The organism is Pseudorhodoferax sp. LjRoot39 (assembly GCF_964253035.1).
Taxonomy (GTDB): domain Bacteria; phylum Pseudomonadota; class Gammaproteobacteria; order Burkholderiales; family Burkholderiaceae_C; genus Pseudorhodoferax.
In genome coordinates this window covers 2,429,289-2,447,356 of sequence record NZ_CAXUQL020000001.1, presented here as the reverse complement: position 1 = coordinate 2,447,356, position 18,068 = coordinate 2,429,289, and the positions used below count along the sequence as shown (strand labels likewise).

Here is an 18,068-nt window from a genome sequence, read left to right as displayed (position 1 = left end):
GCTCACCGCTTGTGCTGCGCCAACCACTCTTCCAGATAGTGGATGTTGGTGCCGCCCGCCATGAACTTGGCGTCCACCATCAGCTCGCGGTGCAGCGGGATGTTGGTGTTGATGCCCTCGATGACGGTCTCGGCCAGCGCCGTGCGCATGCGCGCCATGGCCTGCTCGCGCGTGTCGCCGTGCACGATGATCTTGCCGATCATGGAGTCGTAGTTCGGCGGCACGAAGTAGTTCGTGTACGCATGCGAATCCACCCGCACCCCCGGCCCGCCCGGCGGATGCCAGGTCGTGATGCGGCCCGGCGAGGGCGTGAACTTGTACGGGTCTTCGGCGTTCACGCGGCACTCGATGGCATGGCCGCGGATCTCGATCTGGCGCTGCGTGAACGGCAGCTTCTCGCCAGCCGCCACCATGATCTGCGTGCGCACCACATCCACGCCGGTGATCAGCTCGGTCACCGGATGCTCGACCTGCACGCGGGTGTTCATCTCGATGAAATAGAACTCGCCGTTCTCGTACAGGAACTCGAAGGTGCCGGCGCCGCGGTAGCCGATGCGCTTGCAGGCTGCCACGCAACGCTCGCCGATGCGCTCGATCAGCTTGCGCGGGATGCCCGGTGCGGGCGCCTCCTCGATGACCTTCTGGTGGCGCCGCTGCATGGAGCAGTCGCGCTCGCCCAGGTACACGGCGTTCTTGTGCTTGTCCGCCAGGATCTGGATCTCCACATGGCGCGGGTTCTGCAGGAACTTCTCCATGTAGACGGCCGGGTTGCCGAAGGCCACACCGGCCTCGGCCTTGGTCATCTGCACGGCATTGACCAGCGCCGCCTCGGTGTGCACCACGCGCATGCCACGTCCACCGCCACCGCCGGCTGCCTTGATGATGACCGGATAGCCGACGGTCTTGGCGATGCGACGCATCTGCACCGGATCGTCGGGCAGCTCGCCGTCGGAGCCCGGCACGCAGGGCACGCCGGCCTTGATCATGGCCTGCTTGGCCGAAACCTTGTCGCCCATCATGCGGATGTTCTCGGGCGTCGGGCCGATGAACTGGAATCCGCTCTTCTCGACGCGCTCGGCGAAGTCGGCGTTCTCGCTCAGGAAGCCGTAGCCGGGGTGGATGGCTTCGGCATCGGTGACTTCGGCGGCCGAGATGATGGCCGGCATGTTGAGGTAGCTCTGGGCAGAGGGCGGCGGGCCGATGCAGACGGCCTCGTCGGCCAGGCGCACGTACTTGGCGTCGCGGTCGGCCTCGGAATAGACCATCACGGCCTTGATGCCCAGCTCACGGCAGGCGCGCTGGATCCGCAGGGCGATTTCGCCGCGGTTGGCGACGAGGATCTTCTTGAACATGAGAAACGGCTTATTCGATGACGAACAGCGGCTGACCGTACTCGACGGCCTGGCCGTTCTCGCACAGGATCTGGGTGATCGTGCCGGCCTTGTCGGCCTCGATCTCGTTGAGGATCTTCATGGCCTCGATGATGCAGACCGTCTCGCCTTCCTTGACCGTGCTGCCGATCTCCACGAAGGCCTTGGCGCCGGGACTGGGCGAGCGGTAGAAGGTGCCCACCATGGGCGACTTGGCCACATGGCCCTTGATGGCCGGTGCAGCAGCAGGTGCAATGGCAGCGGGTGCCGCAGCGGCCTCCGCCACGGGCTGGGCGGCCGGCACTGGTGCGGCCACATAGGCCACCGGGCCCGGCGGGACACCCTTGACGATGCGCACCTTGCCTTCGGCTTCGGTGATTTCCAGTTCGGAGACGTTGGAGTCCGAGACCAGGTCGATCAAGGTCTTGAGTTTGCGTAAATCCATGGAGGCTCCTGTCGCCCAGACGAAAAGGCTGGAATCTAACTCAAATCCAGCGAACTTTCGCCTATTGCAGGCAATTTTGATGTTCTTCGCCGATCAACGGCGAACAGATTAGCGTCGGTGGGACTAGGAAACGCGGATTTGCGTCGCCCAACGTTGCAAATCTTGGGGGGTGATTTGCCCTATTTTACGTTCGGCCACATGTCCGGTCGCATCCAGGACCAAGGTGAAGGGCAAACCGCCCGCGGCGTTCCCCAGTTCCTTGACCACCGACAGGCCCGCCAGGCCCAGGATGCCGACCGGGAAAGCGACCGGCGTCTTGCCAAGGAACTTCTGCACGGCAGCGGGTTTGTCGACGGCCAGGCCTACCACTTGCCAGCCGTTCGGCGCGTGTTGACGGAAGAAGGCATCGATCATGGGCAGTTCTTCGACGCAGGGCGGGCACCACGGCGCCCAGAAGTTGACCAGCAGCGCACGCCCCTTGAAGGCGGCCATGGGCAGCGTTCCACCTTCGGGTCGCTCGCTTTGCAGCGCCCACAGACCGGCGCTTTCGGCCGGAACCGCCGCACCCGTCCGGCGCAACCACCAGGCAGAGCCGGCGCCGGCCACCAGCGCCACGGCACCGGCGGCCAGCAGCACGCCACGCCGGGCAGGAGAAAAAGTCCGCCCGCTCATGCCGTGGCCTCCTGCGCGACGAGCTTGCGCACGGCCTGCAGGCTGCCGCGCGGCGCGCGGCCGCGCGCATCGGGCTTCAAGGCACCGCGCAGTTCACCCAGGTCGTGCACCAGCAGGTGCACGCCGATGGTCTCGCCGAGATCGGGGCACTGGCTTTGCAGGCTCAGCGCCTCGACAGGATCGCCGCGAAAACCGGGCACGGTGCTGGGCGCGTAGCGCACGCCACGGTCGATCAACATGATCTCGGCCGACTTCGGGTCGTCGCAGAACAGCTGCAGATAGATGTCGGAGCGGCGCGTCGCCGTCCCATGCCACACGGCGCCGGCCAGGTGAGGGCGGAAGGACTCCAGCCGCTCCATCCAGGTCAGCGCCAGCCGGCGCAGCGCGACCAGCTCCCGGGGCTGGGTGTCGGCGCAGAAGATCGCAATGTGCTCGCGCACTGCATCTTCCAGTTCATCGTTGCCCGGCAGCCGCACGCGCGACCCCAGGCCCAGCTGCTGAACGGCACGGCGCTTGGCGGCGCCCCACTCCAGCCCGTCGTCGACCACCAGGCGCGCCGCGACGGCCGCGATCTCTGCACTTGCGTTGTCCATGGGGCGGATTGTGCGCCGCGCCCGAACAGCCCTGGCACCACTCCTAGAATCCCGCGATGCACATCCATATCCTGGGCATCTGCGGCACCTTCATGGGCGGCCTGGCGGCGCTTGCGCGCAGTGCCGGCCACCGCGTGACCGGCTGCGATGCCGGCGTCTACCCTCCCATGAGCGACCAGCTGCGGGCGCTTGGCATCGAGCTGATCGAAGGTTTCGGCGCGGACCAACTGGCGCTCGCGCCGGACGTCTTCGTGGTCGGCAACGTGGTCTCGCGCGCGCGCCTGCCCGACGGCACGCCCAAGTTCCCGCTCATGGAGGCCATCCTGGACGCGGGCGCGGCCTACACCAGCGGCCCGCAGTGGCTGGCCGAGCAGCTGCTGCAGGGCCGGCATGTGCTGGCCATCGCCGGCACGCACGGCAAGACCACCACCACCTCGATGCTGGCATGGGTGCTCGAATGCGCCGGCCTGAACCCCGGATTCCTGGTCGGCGGCGTGCCTTTGAACTTCGGCATTTCGGCCCGGCTCGGCGCGCCCGGTGGCTGCTTCGTGATCGAGGCCGACGAATACGACACGGCCTTCTTCGACAAGCGCAGCAAGTTCGTGCACTACCACCCGCGGACGGCCGTGTTGAACAACCTGGAGTTCGACCACGCCGACATCTTCGACGACCTGGCCGCCATCGAGCGCCAGTTCCACCACCTGGTGCGCACCGTGCCGGGCCGGGGGCGCGTGGTCGTCAACGCCGAGGAAGCCAGCCTCGGCCGCGTGCTGGCCCAGGGCTGCTGGAGCGAGACCGTGGGCTTCGGCGCTGGCGGGCGCTTCACAGCAGAGGGCACGGCCGAGCGCTTCGACGTGCTCGACCAGGGCCGGCCCGTGGCCCAGGTGCACTGGTCGCTGTCGGGCCTGCACAACCGCATGAACGCGCTGGCCGCCATTGCTGCGGCCGAGCACCTGGGCGTGGCGCCAGCGGTGGCGGCCGAGGCCTTGCAGCGCTTCGAGAACGTGCGTCGGCGCATGGAACTGCGTGGCGAAGTCGCGGCCGGCGGCGGCACGGTGCGCGTCTACGACGACTTCGCCCACCACCCGACTGCGATCCGCACCACGGTGGACGGCCTGCGCGCCCAGATCGGCCCGGCCGGCGGCCGCATCCTCGCCATCTTCGAGCCGCGCAGCAACACCATGAAACTGGGCAGCATGAGCGCCAAGCTGCCCTGGAGCCTGGAATCGGCCGACCTGGCGTTCTGCCATGCGGCCGGACTGGGCTGGGACCCGCGCGAGGCGCTGGCGAGCATGGGCACACGCCTGCAGGTGGCCGACAGCATCGACCAGCTGCTCGCCCAGGTGCTGGCGGCCGTGCAGCCCGGCGACCACCTGCTGTGCATGAGCAACGGCGGCTTCGGCGGCGTGCACGCCCGCCTGCTCGATGCGCTCAGGGCGCGCTTCGCTCAGTAGCTGACGGTCAGCTGGTCCAGGTCGAGCCGCACGACCGGCTTGGCCAGCGCCGCACTGGCGGCGCGCGCGAAGCTCGCGAACCACTGCGGGTCGGCCAGCAGCTCGGGACTGGCGGCACGCGCAATGGCGACCAGCTTGTCGGCCAGCAGCACCTTGCCGGTGGCACGCAGCGGCTCGCACTCCAGCTGCACGAACTGCGCGTCCAGCCAGCCGCGGGCCTGCTCCTGCAGCATGGGCGTGGCGTCCTCGAGGTCGAAACGCAGTTCCTGGCCACCGGCCAGCCGCACGGACACTTCACTGCGCATGGCGCCTCCCTGGAAAAAGCCCGCAGCATCGCCGTGGCACCGGGCCGCGGCAATCGACGCAAACCCGACGTCAGGCCGCCGCGCGGCGCTTGGCCACCGCCCGGGCCAGCGTCTCCAGCACGTCGGCCGAGGGCTCCCAGCCCAGACAGGCGTCGGTGATGCTCTTGCCGTAGGCCAGCGCGCGCACGTCGTCCTTGCCCGGCGTGAACTTCTGCGCGCCGGCCACGAGGTGGCTTTCCACCATCACGCCGAACACCTGTCGCGAACCGCCGGCAATCTGGGCCGCGATGTCGCCGGCCACCTCGGTCTGCTTCTCGTGCTGCTTGCTGCTGTTGGCGTGGCTGCAGTCCACCATCAGGTTGGGCTGCATGCCGGCGGCTGCCAGCTCCTTGCAGGCCGCGGCCACGCTGGCGGCATCGTAGTTGGGCGCCTTCCCGCCGCGCAGGATCACATGGCAATCCTTGTTGCCGTTGGTCTGCACGATGGCGACCTGCCCGTTCTTGTGCACCGACAGAAAGTGGTGGCCGCGCGCGGCCGCCTGTATGGCATCGGTCGCGATGCGGATGTTGCCGTCCGTGCCGTTCTTGAAGCCAATGGGGGCCGACAGGCCCGAGGCCAGCTCGCGGTGGACCTGGCTTTCGGTGGTCCGCGCGCCGATCGCGCCCCAGGCGATCAGGTCGCCGATGTACTGCGGTGAGATCACATCCAAAAACTCGCTGCCTGCCGGAAGGCCCAGGCGGTTGATATCTATCAACAGCTGGCGCGCGATGCGCAGGCCTTCGTCGATGCGATAGCTCTCATCCAGGTACGGATCGTTGATCAAACCCTTCCAACCCACCGTGGTGCGCGGCTTCTCGAAGTAGACGCGCATGACGATCTCCAGGTCGTCCGCGTACTTGTCGCGCAGCGGCTTCAAGCGGCGCGCGTACTCCAGCGCAGCAGCCGGATCGTGGATGGAACAGGGGCCGATGACGACCAGCAGGCGGTCGTCCTTGCCGGCCATGATGTCGTGGATGCGGGCCCGGGTGCGGCTGATCAGCGCCTCGACCGGCGTGCCGCGGATCGGGAAGAAGCGGATCAGATGTTCGGGAGGCGGGAGCACGTTGATGTCCTTGATGCGTTCGTCGTCGGTCTGGCTGGTCTTGTCGACGTTCGCGTACCAGGCGTCGGGGGTCTGCTGCGTACTCATGGTCTCTTCCTGTGGTTTGTGGAATCGTTGGGGCCAAAAAAAACCGCCGGTCCTTGCGGTACCGGCGGTTCTTGGAGGTTCTTGCAGCCTGCTTTACGCGCGCGCCTCTCGTCCGCCGGATTCCGGGAACCAAAAGTAGGCAAAGTAAAACGCGCGGGAGGCAGACATCGGGCGCGACTCTAGCACACCGATTGCATCAGGCCGTGCCGCCGACCGTGAGGCCGTCGATGCGCAGCGTGGGCTGGCCCACGCCGACGGGAACGCTCTGGCCTTCCTTGCCGCAGGTGCCCACGCCCGAATCGAGCTTCATGTCGTTGCCGATCATGGACACGCGCGTCAGGGCGTCCGGACCGTTGCCGACCAGCGTCGCGCCCTTGACCGGGTACTGGATCTTGCCGTTCTCGACCCAGAAGGCCTCGCTCGCCGAGAACACGAACTTGCCCGAGGTGATGTCGACCTGGCCGCCGCCGAAATTGCTCGCGTACAGCCCCTTCTTGATGCTGGCGATGATTTCGGCCGGCTCCTTGTCGCCGCCCAGCATGTAGGTGTTGGTCATGCGCGGCATCGGGATGTGGGCGTAGCTCTCGCGCCGGCCGTTGCCGGTGGGCTTGACCTTCATGAGGCGCGCATTCATCGCATCCTGGATGTAGCCCTTGAGAATGCCGTCCTCGATCAGCACGTTGCGCTGGCTGGCATTGCCCTCGTCGTCCACGTTGAGCGAGCCGCGGCGGTCGGCGATGGTGCCGTCGTCCAGCACGGTCACGCCCTTGGCCGCCACGCGCTGGCCGATGCGGCCGCTGAACGCGCTCGATCCCTTGCGGTTGAAGTCGCCCTCCAGACCGTGGCCGATGGCCTCGTGCAGCAGGATGCCGGGCCAGCCGGCACCCAGCACCACGGTCATCTCGCCGGCCGGCGCGGGGCGGGCCTCCAGGTTGGTCAGCGCGGCCTGCACGGCCTGGTCCACGTACTCGTCGATGCGCGCGGAGTCGAAGTACGCCAGGCCGAAACGGCCGCCGCCACCGCTGGAGCCGACCTCGCGGCGCGTCTGGCCGGCCACCTGGGCCTCGGCGATCACGGTCACCGACAGGCGCACCAGCGGGCGCACGTCGGCCGCCAGCGTGCCGTCGGCGCGGGCCACCAGCACCACGTCGTACTCGCTGGCCAGGCCCGCCATGACCTGCACCACGCGCGGGTCCTTGGCGCGGGCGCGTTGCTCCACCTGCTCCAGCAGCTTGACCTTGGCCGTGCTGTCCAGCGTGGCGATGGGGTCCAGGCCGTCGTACAGCGACCGGCTGCGGGCGATCTTCTGCGCCGGCAGCTTGGCGCGCCTGTTCTGCGCGGCCGCGGAGATCGCGCGCACGGTGCGCGCGGCGTCCAGCAGCGAGGCCTCGGAGATGTCGTCGGAATAGGCGAAGGCCGTCTTCTCGCCGCTGACCGCGCGCACACCCACGCCCTGGTCGATGCTGAAGGAGCCGGTCTTGACGATGCCCTCCTCCAGGCTCCAGCCCTCGCTGCGCGTGTACTGGAAGTACAGGTCGGCGTCGTCGACCTTGTGCGCCTGGATCTCGGCCAGCGCGCGCTGCAGGTGCGCAGGCGTCAGGCCGAAGGGATCGAGCAACAGTTGCTGGGCGGTGGCGATGCGGGCCAGGGTGGGTTCGCGGGAGATCATCGGGACATTCTAGGAGTCCCCCGATGGCCGCGCCGCTGTCAGGTCTGCAAGAGCCGCTTCGACTTGGCGATGGACATCAGGATGCCCAGCCCCGAGCCCAGCGTGACCATGGCCGTGCCGCCGTAGCTCACGAAGGGCAGCGGCACGCCCACCACGGGCAGCATGCCACTGACCATGCCCATGTTGACGAAGGCGTAGGTGAAGAAGATCAGCGTGATGGCCCCCGCCAGCAGCCGCGAGAACAGCGTCGGCGCTTCCAGCGCGATGACCAGGCCGCGCAGGATCAGGAACACGAAGGCCAGGATCAGGAAGCCGTTGCCGAGCAGGCCGAACTCTTCCGAGTAGGCGGCAAAGATGAAGTCGGTGGTGCGCTCGGGGATGAATTCCAGGTGCGTCTGCGTGCCCTGCATGAAGCCCTTGCCGAACACACCGCCCGAGCCGATCGCGATCATGCCCTGCAGGATGTGGAAGCCCTTGCCCAGCGGGTCGCGCGTGGGGTCCATCAGCGTGCAGATGCGTTGCTGCTGGTACTCGCGCAGCACCACCCAGCGCACGCCGTCCTGGCACAGGTCGGACGAGAACCAGACCAGCAGGCCAATGCCGATCACGCCCAGCAGCACGGGCGGCACGATCAGCCGCCAGGGCAGGCCGGCGAAGAAGATCACCGACATGCCGGCCGCCGCCACCAGGATGGAGGTGCCCAGGTCGGGCTGGTGCATGATCAGCAGCACCGGCACGGCCAGCAGCGCGAACGCCACGACGAAGTCGAACGGCTGGCGGTGCCCCTCGCGGCGCTGGAACCACCAGGCCAGCATCAGCGGCGTGGCGATCTTGAGGATCTCGCTGGGCTGGATCACCACGCCGACATTGATCCAGCGCGTCGCGCCCTTCTTGGTGATGCCGAAGAACTCCACGCCCAGCAACAGCACCACGCCCACCACGTAGACGGGCACGGCGAACTTCATGAGTTGCTGCGGCGGGACCTGGGCGACCACGAACAGGATGGCGCCGGCCAGCAGCATGTTGCGGCCATGGTCGACGAAGCGCGTGCCATGGTCGTAGCCCGAGGAGTACATGGCCAGCAGGCCGGCCGCGCACAGCAGCAGCACGGCGAAAGCCAGCAGCGCGTCGAAGCCGCGAAACAGCGGCAGCGCACGGCGCCACAGCGGGGGATTGTCGAGAACAGCGGCCATGGAAGAGAAGAAAACCGAGCGCGGATTATCCGGCGCGCGCAGGCCGCGGCGCAGATGGCACCGCGATCACCCGGGCATCAGCCTCCGAGAACGCGGTTCTTGCCGGTGCGCTTGGCCAGGTACATCGCCGCGTCGGCACGCTTGAGCGCGTCGGCCACGGCCTCCTCGTCGCCCAGCTGGGCCACACCGGCACTGAAGGTGATCAGCACCTTGTCCTTGCCGTTGAGGAAGTAGCGCGTGGTCAGTTCGCGCTGCAGGCGTGTGAGGATGGCAATGGCGTCGGCCAGCACGGTGTCGGGCAGCACGATCACGAACTCCTCGCCGCCGTAGCGGGCAAGCGAATCCTGCGGCCGGATCGCCATGCGCGCGACCTCGGTCAGGTGCTGCAGGGCATTGTCGCCGGCATCGTGGCCAAGCTGGTCGTTCAGGCGCTTGAAGTTGTCCACGTCCAGCAGCGACACGCACAGCGCCTGGCTCTTGCGCCGCGCCGTGGCCACCTCGCGCTGCAGCGTCTCGTCCAGGCCTCGGCGGTTCAGCACGCCGGTCAACGCGTCGTGGCGGGCCAGCGCGCTCACGCGGTCCAGCTCCACATGCAGCTTGGTGATCGCCGCCTCGGCCTCCTGGGTCTTGGCCCGCATGGCCTGCAGCTCGTCGCGCGAGTGCACGGTGTCGCGCGCCATCGCACGCGTGGCGGCGATGGCCTCCTGCAGCACCGGGCCCAGTTCCTCGAGCGAGGTCGCCTGCTCGATCTGCCGCGCGCACTGCTCGATCTTGCTGTGGTAGGTGCTGCTGCTCTCGGTCATGAGCGACAGGCGGTCGACGAAGGTGGCCAGCAGCTGGCGCATCTGCAGCTGCGCCTCGTAGGCGCGGCCCTTGGCCTCGGTCTGCTTGAAGATGACGTCCTTGAGCCGGCGTTCCACGTCGTCGAGCCGGCGCAGGTTCAGCGGCGGCGTGGCGGCGCTGCGCAGCGCATCGATCTGGCCGCGCATCCAGCGGTCGTCCACGCAGAGCTCGCCGATGTTCTCGAACACCAGGTTCAGCAGGCTCAGCAGGCCGTTGCGGATCTCGGCCTGGTCCTCGGCCGCGAATGACAGCCGCAGCGCGTAGTTGCCCAACACCGAGCGCGCGTCACGCAATTGCAGCTGTGGCCGGCGCAGCAGCTGCAGCACCTCGGCCGTCTGCTCGGCAAAGCGGGCATCTTCCTTGCCCAGGGCCGGCTGCGCGCACTCGATCAGCCGCGCCACCTGCTCCAGCACCAGCACGGTGGCCGCATCCGGCTCCGGACCTGCGGCGACGGGCTCCAGCGCAGCGAAAGAAGAAGGCCCGACCGCGAAGCTGCCATAGGCCACCAGCGCGGCCTCGACCTTGTCCCAGCTGCGCTGGCCGATGGCCGACTCCAGCAGGCCCAGTTGCTTCTCCTGGCCGGGGTTGCGCGCCGGCATGGCGGCCGCGATCTGGCGCAGGGACTCGGATGGGAAGTGGGCCGGCGGCAGCGTGCCCGCCACCTCGTGGTAGAGCGTCTGGTAGTTCTCGGGCGTGGGTGGCAGGCGCTTCTCGGCCAGCCGCTTGAAGGCTTCTCTGGCGATTTCGCTGGGCGATCGGTCGAGCATGGGAAGGCGGGCAGGCAGGGTCGAAAGCGTGACGGAGGGTGCACGGAGGTCCGCGATCGTACCGAATTCGGCCCTCAGCATCCAATTTGTGTGTACACGCAACAGCCTGAAGGCGTCTTCCCAGCACAGCGGCCGCGCCGCTGCCCTGCGGCGCGGCACCGCGCGCACGCCCGACTAACGGATCGCGATCGGATTCACGATTGCCTGCACCCCCCCGGTCATGCGGCTCGCGCCCAATACGAACATGAACTCCCAGGCCTTGTCCTTCACCAGCTCGGCCGTGTCCACGTTCTCCAGGATGTAGATGCCGTTCCTGGGGATCAGGATCTGGTGGATCTCGAAGATGCCCACGCCCTTCTCGAACGGAATCGCCTCCACGCCCCAGGTGTCGGCGCCCACGGCCACCACCTGCTTGCTGGCCAGGTACTCGGCACCCTCCTTGCCAACGCCGGGCTCGCCACCGATGTAGCGCTTGTCGTCCTTGCCCACCAGGCTCAGCCAGCCGCTGTAGAACAGCACCACGTCGCCCTTCCTGATCTCCACGCCCTGGCGTCTGGCCTGCTCGTCGATCTCCTTGCGGTTGTAGGCGGTGCCCTCGGCGACAGGGTTCTGGCCGTAGTAGGCCGTCATGTCCAGCACCACGCCGCGTGTGACGAAGCCCGGCACCTTCTCGATGCCCAGCTTGGTCAGCCCGTTGGCCTGCACGAACTCGCTGTTCCTGTTGCAGTTGTAGTAGACGTTGTCCACGCCGATGTGGCCCATGCCGTCGATCTGCGTGCCGGTGCCCACGTAGCCCATGTAGATGTCGTCGTTGTAGTTGGTCTTGGTGGCGCCCAGGCCGACGCCGCCCACCTGGCCGGGCTGGTTGATGACCAATGCCCAGCTGCGCGGCCCATAGGCCGGCGTCTTGGCATTGGTCTCCACGCCCAGCCGGTAGGTCTTGCCGGTCTTGACCAGCTTGGACGCGGCCAGCGCCAGTTCAGGCGTGAGCAGGTTGCCGGCGCCGATCTCGTCGCCCGCGCCCCACTTGGACTTGCACCAGTCGGGCTGCTGCGGCTGCTGTGCACAGGCCGGCAACACGGCCAGGCTGGCCGCGGCCAGCAGCAGTGGAACGAATCGGTAGGGGCTTCCCATGGTGTCTCCTCCTTGGCGAGGGCCGGCAGATGCTGAACGCTCCGCGCGCCCCGCGGGTCTCCTCGTGAACGGGCCGGCACACGGGGCCGGACCATCATCGCCAAAGGGCCAGCGGCGCGGTATTAAAAGATGGCAAAGGGGGGCCTCAGCACGGCGCTTCAATGCGCTTGAAGGGCCGCTTGCCGAAAACCAAATGGACGCGCCGGGCCTGCGCCGCCAAGCTTGCCGCATGACGGATGACGACGTGCAGGCCGCTTTGCGCCAGCTGCGGGGCCGCAGCACACAGCGCGTGGACGAGGTGACGGCAGCGCCGCTGGCCGCGCTGGCGGCCACGCTGGACCATGCCGAGCGGCCGCCGCTGCCGGGCGATGCACTGCCGCCGCTCGCGCACTGGCTGTTCTTCTGGCCGCTGCGCACCACCAGCGGCGTGGAGCATGACGGCGAGACCGGCCGCCACGCCGAACTGCTGCCGCCCGAATGGCCGCAGCGCCAGTGGACCGGCGTGCGGCTGCGCTTCCACCATGCGCTGCGCGTGGGCGACGAGATGCTGCGCCAGTCGCGCGTGCAGCAGGCGCAGGCTCTGCCCGAAGGCGGCGTGCGGCTGACGCTGCGCCACGAGATCACCAACGCCCAGGGCCTGGCGCTCGAGGAAGAACAGGACCTGGTCTGCCGCGCGGCCGGCGCCCGGCCCGGCGCCACGCCCCAGCCGGTACCCGCCGAGGCGCATTTCGCGCGGCTGCTGACGCCCGGTGCCGTGCTGCTGTTCCGCTATGCGGCCCTGCGTTTCGACAGCCAGGCCGCGCACGACGGCGCCACCGGCCTGCTGCCGCCGGCCCTGCTGGCCACGCTGGCGGTGGACCTGCTGCGGCGCGAGCGGCCGGCCACCGCCCTGCGCGCGCTGGATTGCACGCTGCTGCGCCCGGTGCCGTCCGGCCAGCCACTGCGCCTGGCCGGACGCGACGACGGCCCGGGGCATCGCACGCTGTGGGCCCAGGATGCTGCGGGCCGGCTCGCGCTGCAGGCGCATGCCGAGTGCGCGGACTGATCAGGCCGTTTCCAGCTGCTGCGCCCGCGCCGCCGCCGCATCGGCCACCAGCAGGTCGACCAGGTCGCGCGCGAACGGCGGCAGCGCCTTCAGGCTGCGCACGCAGATCTGCTGGGCGCGCACGGCCCAGTCGTCGGACAGCGGCACCGTGCGGATGGCCATGGTTTGCGCGTGGCGCGCGGCCGCGCTGGCCGGCAACACGCCGATGCCGGTACCGGCCTCGATGAGCCGGCAGGCCGCCTCGAAGTTGCCGACCTGGATGCGCACCTGCATGGGCCGGTGCAGGTTGTCGCACACACGGCGCAGGAAGCCGTGCAGCGCGCTGGCTTCCGACAAGCCGATGTGGTCGCAGTCCAGCGTGTCCCCGAAGGCCATGCAGGGCGCCTGCGCGAAGGCATGGCCGGTGGCCACCACGAGCACGAGCCGGTCTACGCGGTAGGGGATCACCTCCAGGTTCTCGGTGCGCACCGTGCCGGCCACGAGACCGATGTCGGTCTGCCCTTCGCTGACGGCGCGCACGGTGTCCGGGCTCAGCTTTTCGCGCAGATCCACGTTCACGTCGGGATGGCCGACCAGGTACTCCTTGAGCACGTCAGGCAAATACTCCAGCGCCGTGGTGTTGGCAAACACGCGCAGATGGCCCTTCACGCCCTTGGCGTACTCCTGCAGTTCGCCGCGCAGGTGCTCCAGCTGCGCCAGCACCAGGCGCGCGTGCTGCACCATGGCCTGGCCCGGCGGCGTCAGCGTCACACCCTGGCTGGTGCGGTAGAGCAGCTTGGTGCCCACGCTTTCCTCCAGGTTCTTCACGCGGATGCTGGCGCCGGGCAGCGAGATGTGCGAAGCCTCGGCACCGCGCGTGAGGCTGTTGGCTTCGGCAATGCGTACCATCAGGCGCAGATCGACGAGGTCGAAATGGACGGCCATGCGGCTCTCCTCCGCTTGTTTTTGTCGGTCGCGGATTCTGTGGTGCCCGCAGGCTTTGCGGCGCGCCCCGAAACACTTGCTCACACCATGTCCTTGACCCACCTGCTCTACCTGCATGGCTTTCGCTCCTCGCCGCTGTCGACCAAGGCCCGCCTGATGGCCGCGCGTGTACAGGCGCAGCACCCGGACCTCACCTGGTGGTGCCCGCAGTTGCCGCCCTCGCCGCGCCAGGCCATGGACGAGGTGCTGGCCGGCATCGCCAGCTGGCCGCGCGAGCGCATGGCCGTGGCCGGCTCCTCGCTGGGCGGCTTCTACGCCACCTGCGTGGCCGCGCAGACCGGCTGCCGCGCCGTGCTGCTGAACCCGGCCGTGCACCCGGCGCGCGACCTGTCGCGCCACATCGGCGAGCACAGCAGCTGGCACGATCCGGCGCAGCGCTTCGTCTTCACGGCCGACCACGTGGCGGAACTGCGCGTGCTGGAGCAGCAGGCCGCCGCGGCCGACACCGCGCGCATGTTCGCCATCGTGGCCAAGGGCGACGAGGTGCTGGACTGGCGCGAGATGTGCGCGCGCTATCCCGGGGCCCGCCTCCGGCTGCTCGAAGGCAGCGACCACGCCATCAGCGAATTCCCCGCGCACATCGACGAAGTCTTCGATTTCCTGCTGGCCGCTTAGGCTTCACCCGGCTCGGGGACAATACCGCCCATGTACGCATTGTTCGAAGAAGCCGGCAAGTTCATGACCGGCCGGGTGCTGTCCGAGGCCGACGCCTCGGCCCAGGTGGAGCTGGACAGCGGCAAGCGGGTCAAGGTCAAGGCCGCGAACCTGCTGCTCAAGTTCGAGAAGCCCACGCCGCAGGTGTTGCTGGCCGAGGCCCGCTCGCAGGCCGAGTCCATCGAGCTCGAGTTGGCCTGGGAGTTCGCCAGCGACGACGAATTCGGTTTTGCCGACCTCGCCAAGGTCTATTTCAGCGACAACGCCACGCTGGCCCAGCAGGTCGGCGCGCTGCTGCGCCTGTTCGAAGCGCCGCACTACTTCCGCCGCGCCGGCAAGGGGCGCTTCCGCAAGGCCCCGGCCGAGCAGATCCAGCAGGCACTGGCGGCCATCGAGAAGAAGCGGCTGCTGCAGCTGCAGATCGACGACTGGGCGCAGGAACTGGCCGAGGGCCGCTGCCCCGCGCCCATCCGCGACCAGCTCTACCGCATCCTGTTCAAGCCCGACAAGAACGGCCCCGAGTACAAGGCCGTGGTCGAGGCCTCGCGCGCCACGCAGACCGCGCCGCTGGACCTGCTGCAGCGCGCCGGCGCCATCGATTCGCCCTACGAGTTCCACTGGCGCCGCTTCCTGTTCGACCAGTTCCCCAAGGGCACGGGCTTCGCCGCGCTGCAGGCCCCGGCCATCGCCGACGAACTGCCGGTGGCCGCCGTGCGCGCCTACTCCATCGACGACTCGCAGACCACCGAGATCGACGATGCGCTGTCGCTGCAGGGCCTGGGCACGGACGAGGTCACGGTCGGCATCCACATCGCCGCACCGGGCCTGGCGATTGCGCCCGGCACGGCCATCGACCAGGTGGCGCGCACGCGCCTGTCCACGGTCTACATGCCGGGCCACAAGATCACCATGCTGCCCGACGAGGTGGTGCAGAGCTACACGCTGCAGGAAGGGCGCGACTGCCCAGCCGTCTCGCTGTACGCGCGCTTCGACGCCCAGACGCTGGCATTGCGTGGCACCGAGACCCGGCTGGAACGCGTGCCGATCGCCGCCAACCTGCGCCATGACCAGCTGGACACGCTGATCACCGAGGAATGGCTGGCGCAGGAGACGCCGCCCGCGTTGCCGGATCTTCCGGCGGGTGTGCAGCCGGCCGAACTGGCCTTCCTGTACCGGCTGGCGCGCCACCTCAAGGCCCAGCGCGAAGTCGTGCGCGGCAAGCCCGAGACCTTCAACCGGCCGGACTACAACTTCCGCCTGGTCGAGAGCCCCGAGGCCCCGCTGGGCGAGGAGCCGGCCGGCCGCGAGCGCGTGGAGATCAGCGTGCGCCAACGCGGTGCGCCGCTCGACCTGATCGTGGCCGAAGCCATGATCCTGGCCAACAGCAGCTGGGGCCAGTGGCTCGCGGCCTGCGGCGTGCCCGGCATCTACCGCAGCCAGGCCAGCCTGGCGCCCGGCGTCAAGGTGCGCATGGGCACCAAGGCCTTGCCGCACGCAGGCATCGGCGTGCCGGCCTACGCCTGGAGCACCTCGCCACTGCGCCGCTACACCGACCTCGTGAACCAGTGGCAGATCATCGCCTGCGCGCGCCACGGCAAGACGGCCGCGCTGGCCGCGCCGTTCAAGCCCAAGGATGCCGATCTGTTCTCGGTCATCTCCAGCTTCGATGCCGCCTACAGCGCCTACAACGGCTTCCAGGGCGGCATGGAGCGCTTCTGGACGCTGATGTACCTGCAGCAGAACGGCATCACCGAGATCGACGGCCAGGTCATCAAGGACGGCCTGGTGCGCGCCGACAGCCTGCCGCTGGTGCTGGGCGTGATGGGCGCGCAGGGCCTGCCGCGCAACGCCCATGTGCGCGTGAAGCTGGGCGCGATCGACCTCATCACGCTGGACGTGGCCGGCACCGTGGTCGAGCGCCTGGATGCACTGGATGCGCCGGCCGCCACCGAGGAAGAGACGGACGACGAGGAGGCCGCAGCCGGCCCCATCGCGATCGCCGTGGACATGGACGCGCCGGCCGCCCCGGCAGAGGACGCGCCCACGCCATGAAGGCGCCGGCCTGGCTGCGCCGACTCAGCACGCTGCAGGCGGCGCTGCTGTTCTCGGTTGCCGCGCACGCCGCGCTGCTGGCCGTGCGCTTTGCCGACCCGGCCGCGTTCGACCGGCTGTTCCAGGACACGCCGCTGGAGGTCATCCTCGTCAACGCCAAGTCCGACGAGCGGCCCGACAAGGCCCAGGCCATCGCCCAGGCCTCCCTGGCCGGCGGCGGCGATGCCGCGGCCGGCCGCGCCACCTCGCCGCTGCCGCCTTCGCCGCGCGCCGACGTCGGCGACGCCATCGAAGAGGCGCAGCGCCAGGTCGAGGCCATGCACCAGCAGCAGACCCTGCTGCTGGCCCAGGTCACGCGCATGCTGGCCGCGCTGCCGCCGCCCGACCCGCGCAACATCAGCGAATCGGCCGAGGCACGCGAGCAGGACGAGCGCCGGCGCCAGCTGCTGCAGCACCTGGCCGAGATCGAGCGGCGCATCGAGATCGAGAACGCGCGGCCCAAGCGCCGCGTGGTGAGTCCCTCCACGCGCGAGGCGGTCTACGCCGTCTACTACGACGCGCTGCGCCGCAAGGTCGAGGAGCGCGGCACGCAGAACTTCCCCGAACACAACGGCAGGAAGCTGTACGGCGAACTGGTCATGATCATCACGGTGGACCACGGCGGCCAGGTGCTGTCCACCGAGGTCGCCGAGAGCTCGGGCAACCGCCTGCTGGACCAGCGCGCCCAGGCCATCGCACGCGCCGCCGGCCCCTACGGCGGCTTCACGCCGGCCATGCGCATGCAGGCCGACCAGATCCTCGTGGTCTCGCGCTTTCGCTTCGCACGCGATGCCACGCTGCAAACCAACGTCAGCACACCGCCATGACTTTCGACTACTGCGTGATGGGCAACCCCGTGGCCCACAGCCGCTCGCCCTGGATCCACGCCCGCTTCGCCGAACTGACGGGACAAGCCGTGGTGTACGACCGGCTGCATGTCGCGCTGGACGGCTTCACGGCGGCCGTGCAGGGCTTTCGGGCAGGCGGCGGCAAGGGCTGCAACGTGACCGTGCCGTTCAAGCTCGAGGCCGCGGCACTGGCCACGGCGCATTCCGACCGCGCGCGCCTGGCCGGCGCGTGCAACACGCTCAAGCTCTCCGCCGAAGGGATCTACGGCGACAACACCGACGGCGCCGGCCTGGTGCAGGACATCACGCAGCACGCGGGCCAGGCCATCGCCGGCCGCTCGCTGCTGCTGGTCGGTGCCGGAGGCGCCTCGGCCGGCGTGCTGGGTCCGCTGATCGCCGCCGGTGCCCTGCGCATCGCCGTGGCCAACCGCACCGTGGCCAAGGCCCGGACCCTGGTCGACCGCCACGCCGCGCTGGCGCGCCAGCATGGCTGCGCGCTGCAGGCCTGCGGGCTCGACGGCGTGGATGGCCGCTTCGACATCGTCGTAAACGCCAGCGCGAGCAGCCTGGCCGGCGCCGGCGTGCCCGTGGCCGCCAGCGTACTGGCCGAGGGCGCGCTGGCCGTGGACATGATGTACGGCCCCGCAGCCGCGCCCTTCCTGGCCTGGGCGCGTGCCCACGGCGCACGCGCGCGCGACGGCCTGGGCATGCTGGTCGAGCAGGCGGCCGAATCCTTCGCGCTGTGGCGCGGCGTGCGGCCGCCCTCGGCGCAGGTGCTGGCGGAGCTGCGCGCCATCGTGGACGCCTGAGCC

The 18,068-nt window shown here is 69.2% G+C and carries 17 protein-coding genes; 6 read left to right on the top strand and 11 right to left on the bottom strand.

Annotation, left to right across the window (positions count from 1 at the left end):
* Window positions 1-2: 2 nt before the first annotated feature.
* The 4 genes from accC to ACSQ4M_RS11575 all read right to left on the bottom strand — a co-directional run bounded on the left by accC (window position 3) and on the right by ACSQ4M_RS11575 (window position 3,080).
* Window positions 3-1,352 carry an acetyl-CoA carboxylase biotin carboxylase subunit gene (gene accC / locus ACSQ4M_RS11590; RefSeq protein WP_436189678.1) on the bottom strand — a complete coding sequence of 450 codons (1,350 nt, stop codon included), beginning with the start codon at window positions 1,350-1,352 and terminating at the stop codon, window positions 3-5.
* Window positions 1,353-1,362: 10 nt separating this feature from the next.
* A complete protein-coding gene (accB, locus tag ACSQ4M_RS11585) occupies window positions 1,363-1,815 on the bottom strand; it encodes an acetyl-CoA carboxylase biotin carboxyl carrier protein (protein ID WP_436189677.1) in 453 nt (150 codons plus the stop codon).
* Window positions 1,816-1,938: 123 nt separating this feature from the next.
* Entirely contained in the window at window positions 1,939-2,487 is a 549-nt protein-coding gene (locus ACSQ4M_RS11580; RefSeq protein ID WP_436189676.1) for a TlpA family protein disulfide reductase, read from the bottom strand.
* Window positions 2,484-3,080 carry a hypothetical protein gene (locus tag ACSQ4M_RS11575; protein ID WP_436189675.1) on the bottom strand — a complete coding sequence of 199 codons (597 nt, stop codon included), beginning with the start codon at window positions 3,078-3,080 and terminating at the stop codon, window positions 2,484-2,486. Before ACSQ4M_RS11575 ends, ACSQ4M_RS11580 begins: the two co-directional genes overlap by 4 nt.
* Window positions 3,081-3,136: 56 nt before the next feature.
* Between ACSQ4M_RS11575 and mpl the strand changes: the two genes are divergently transcribed.
* Window positions 3,137-4,534 carry a UDP-N-acetylmuramate:L-alanyl-gamma-D-glutamyl-meso-diaminopimelate ligase gene (gene mpl / locus ACSQ4M_RS11570; protein WP_436189674.1) on the top strand — a complete coding sequence of 466 codons (1,398 nt, stop codon included), beginning with the start codon at window positions 3,137-3,139 and terminating at the stop codon, window positions 4,532-4,534.
* Here mpl and ACSQ4M_RS11565 read toward each other — a convergent pair.
* The 6 genes from ACSQ4M_RS11565 to ACSQ4M_RS11540 form a co-directional block, all read right to left on the bottom strand.
* Entirely contained in the window at window positions 4,528-4,839 is a 312-nt protein-coding gene (locus ACSQ4M_RS11565) for a hypothetical protein (protein ID WP_436189673.1), read from the bottom strand. The two genes, mpl and ACSQ4M_RS11565, sit on opposite strands and share 7 nt — an antisense overlap.
* Before the next feature lie 70 nt (window positions 4,840-4,909).
* On the bottom strand, window positions 4,910-6,028 hold the full coding sequence (locus ACSQ4M_RS11560; protein WP_436189672.1) for a 3-deoxy-7-phosphoheptulonate synthase: 1,119 nt from the start codon (window positions 6,026-6,028) through the stop codon (window positions 4,910-4,912).
* A gap of 196 nt (window positions 6,029-6,224) precedes the next feature.
* Window positions 6,225-7,697, bottom strand: a complete 1,473-nt coding sequence (tldD, locus tag ACSQ4M_RS11555; protein WP_436189671.1) for a metalloprotease TldD — start codon at window positions 7,695-7,697, stop codon at window positions 6,225-6,227.
* Between the two features lie 38 nt (window positions 7,698-7,735).
* Complete coding sequence (rodA, locus tag ACSQ4M_RS11550) at window positions 7,736-8,890, bottom strand: rod shape-determining protein RodA (RefSeq protein WP_436189670.1); 1,155 nt, start codon at window positions 8,888-8,890, stop codon at window positions 7,736-7,738.
* Between the two features lie 77 nt (window positions 8,891-8,967).
* The gene (locus ACSQ4M_RS11545; protein WP_436189669.1) at window positions 8,968-10,500 is read right to left on the bottom strand and encodes a diguanylate cyclase; all 1,533 of its coding nucleotides are present in this window, start codon (window positions 10,498-10,500) and stop codon (window positions 8,968-8,970) included.
* Between the two features lie 174 nt (window positions 10,501-10,674).
* Window positions 10,675-11,634 carry a cyclase family protein gene (locus ACSQ4M_RS11540; protein ID WP_436189668.1) on the bottom strand — a complete coding sequence of 320 codons (960 nt, stop codon included), beginning with the start codon at window positions 11,632-11,634 and terminating at the stop codon, window positions 10,675-10,677.
* A 229-nt stretch (window positions 11,635-11,863) separates the two neighbouring features.
* On the opposite strand from ACSQ4M_RS11540, the gene ACSQ4M_RS11535 reads away from it, so the two are divergent.
* Complete coding sequence (locus tag ACSQ4M_RS11535) at window positions 11,864-12,679, top strand: acyl-CoA dehydrogenase (protein ID WP_436189667.1); 816 nt, start codon at window positions 11,864-11,866, stop codon at window positions 12,677-12,679.
* On the opposite strand, the gene ACSQ4M_RS11530 is transcribed toward ACSQ4M_RS11535, so the two are convergent.
* Window positions 12,680-13,603: a LysR family transcriptional regulator gene (locus ACSQ4M_RS11530; protein WP_436189666.1), complete on the bottom strand. Its 924-nt coding sequence runs from the start codon at window positions 13,601-13,603 to the stop codon at window positions 12,680-12,682. It abuts the gene before it with no gap.
* 87 nt (window positions 13,604-13,690) lie between these two features.
* Here ACSQ4M_RS11530 and ACSQ4M_RS11525 point away from each other — a divergent pair, with 87 nt between their 5' ends.
* The 4 genes from ACSQ4M_RS11525 to aroE are packed head-to-tail and all read left to right on the top strand — an operon-like array spanning window position 13,691 to window position 18,065.
* Window positions 13,691-14,278, top strand: a complete 588-nt coding sequence (locus ACSQ4M_RS11525) for a YqiA/YcfP family alpha/beta fold hydrolase (RefSeq protein ID WP_436189665.1) — start codon at window positions 13,691-13,693, stop codon at window positions 14,276-14,278.
* A gap of 30 nt (window positions 14,279-14,308) precedes the next feature.
* Window positions 14,309-16,369 carry a ribonuclease catalytic domain-containing protein gene (locus ACSQ4M_RS11520; RefSeq protein ID WP_436189664.1) on the top strand — a complete coding sequence of 687 codons (2,061 nt, stop codon included), beginning with the start codon at window positions 14,309-14,311 and terminating at the stop codon, window positions 16,367-16,369.
* Window positions 16,366-17,235 (top strand): energy transducer TonB, encoded by an 870-nt coding sequence (locus ACSQ4M_RS11515; RefSeq protein WP_436189663.1) that lies wholly within the window; start codon window positions 16,366-16,368, stop codon window positions 17,233-17,235. The genes ACSQ4M_RS11520 and ACSQ4M_RS11515 overlap by 4 nt, the downstream gene beginning before the upstream one ends.
* Complete coding sequence (aroE, locus tag ACSQ4M_RS11510; protein ID WP_436189662.1) at window positions 17,232-18,065, top strand: shikimate dehydrogenase; 834 nt, start codon at window positions 17,232-17,234, stop codon at window positions 18,063-18,065. The genes ACSQ4M_RS11515 and aroE overlap by 4 nt, the downstream gene beginning before the upstream one ends.
* Window positions 18,066-18,068: the final 3 nt, after the last annotated feature.

Coding starts and splice junctions, on each gene's coding strand:
- ACSQ4M_RS11545 (WP_436189669.1), bottom strand. CDS start 10,500: ATGCTCGACCGATCGCCCAGCGAAATCGCCAGAGAAGCCTTCAAGCGG.
- ACSQ4M_RS11530 (WP_436189666.1), bottom strand. CDS start 13,603: ATGGCCGTCCATTTCGACCTCGTCGATCTGCGCCTGATGGTACGCATT.
- ACSQ4M_RS11575 (WP_436189675.1), bottom strand. CDS start 3,080: ATGGACAACGCAAGTGCAGAGATCGCGGCCGTCGCGGCGCGCCTGGTG.
- ACSQ4M_RS11515 (WP_436189663.1), top strand. CDS start 16,366: ATGAAGGCGCCGGCCTGGCTGCGCCGACTCAGCACGCTGCAGGCGGCG.
- ACSQ4M_RS11525 (WP_436189665.1), top strand. CDS start 13,691: ATGTCCTTGACCCACCTGCTCTACCTGCATGGCTTTCGCTCCTCGCCG.
- tldD (WP_436189671.1), bottom strand. CDS start 7,697: ATGATCTCCCGCGAACCCACCCTGGCCCGCATCGCCACCGCCCAGCAA.
- accB (WP_436189677.1), bottom strand. CDS start 1,815: ATGGATTTACGCAAACTCAAGACCTTGATCGACCTGGTCTCGGACTCC.
- ACSQ4M_RS11560 (WP_436189672.1), bottom strand. CDS start 6,028: ATGAGTACGCAGCAGACCCCCGACGCCTGGTACGCGAACGTCGACAAG.
- ACSQ4M_RS11580 (WP_436189676.1), bottom strand. CDS start 2,487: ATGAGCGGGCGGACTTTTTCTCCTGCCCGGCGTGGCGTGCTGCTGGCC.
- ACSQ4M_RS11540 (WP_436189668.1), bottom strand. CDS start 11,634: ATGGGAAGCCCCTACCGATTCGTTCCACTGCTGCTGGCCGCGGCCAGC.
- ACSQ4M_RS11520 (WP_436189664.1), top strand. CDS start 14,309: ATGTACGCATTGTTCGAAGAAGCCGGCAAGTTCATGACCGGCCGGGTG.
- ACSQ4M_RS11565 (WP_436189673.1), bottom strand. CDS start 4,839: ATGCGCAGTGAAGTGTCCGTGCGGCTGGCCGGTGGCCAGGAACTGCGT.
- aroE (WP_436189662.1), top strand. CDS start 17,232: ATGACTTTCGACTACTGCGTGATGGGCAACCCCGTGGCCCACAGCCGC.
- rodA (WP_436189670.1), bottom strand. CDS start 8,890: ATGGCCGCTGTTCTCGACAATCCCCCGCTGTGGCGCCGTGCGCTGCCG.
- ACSQ4M_RS11535 (WP_436189667.1), top strand. CDS start 11,864: ATGACGGATGACGACGTGCAGGCCGCTTTGCGCCAGCTGCGGGGCCGC.
- mpl (WP_436189674.1), top strand. CDS start 3,137: ATGCACATCCATATCCTGGGCATCTGCGGCACCTTCATGGGCGGCCTG.
- accC (WP_436189678.1), bottom strand. CDS start 1,352: ATGTTCAAGAAGATCCTCGTCGCCAACCGCGGCGAAATCGCCCTGCGG.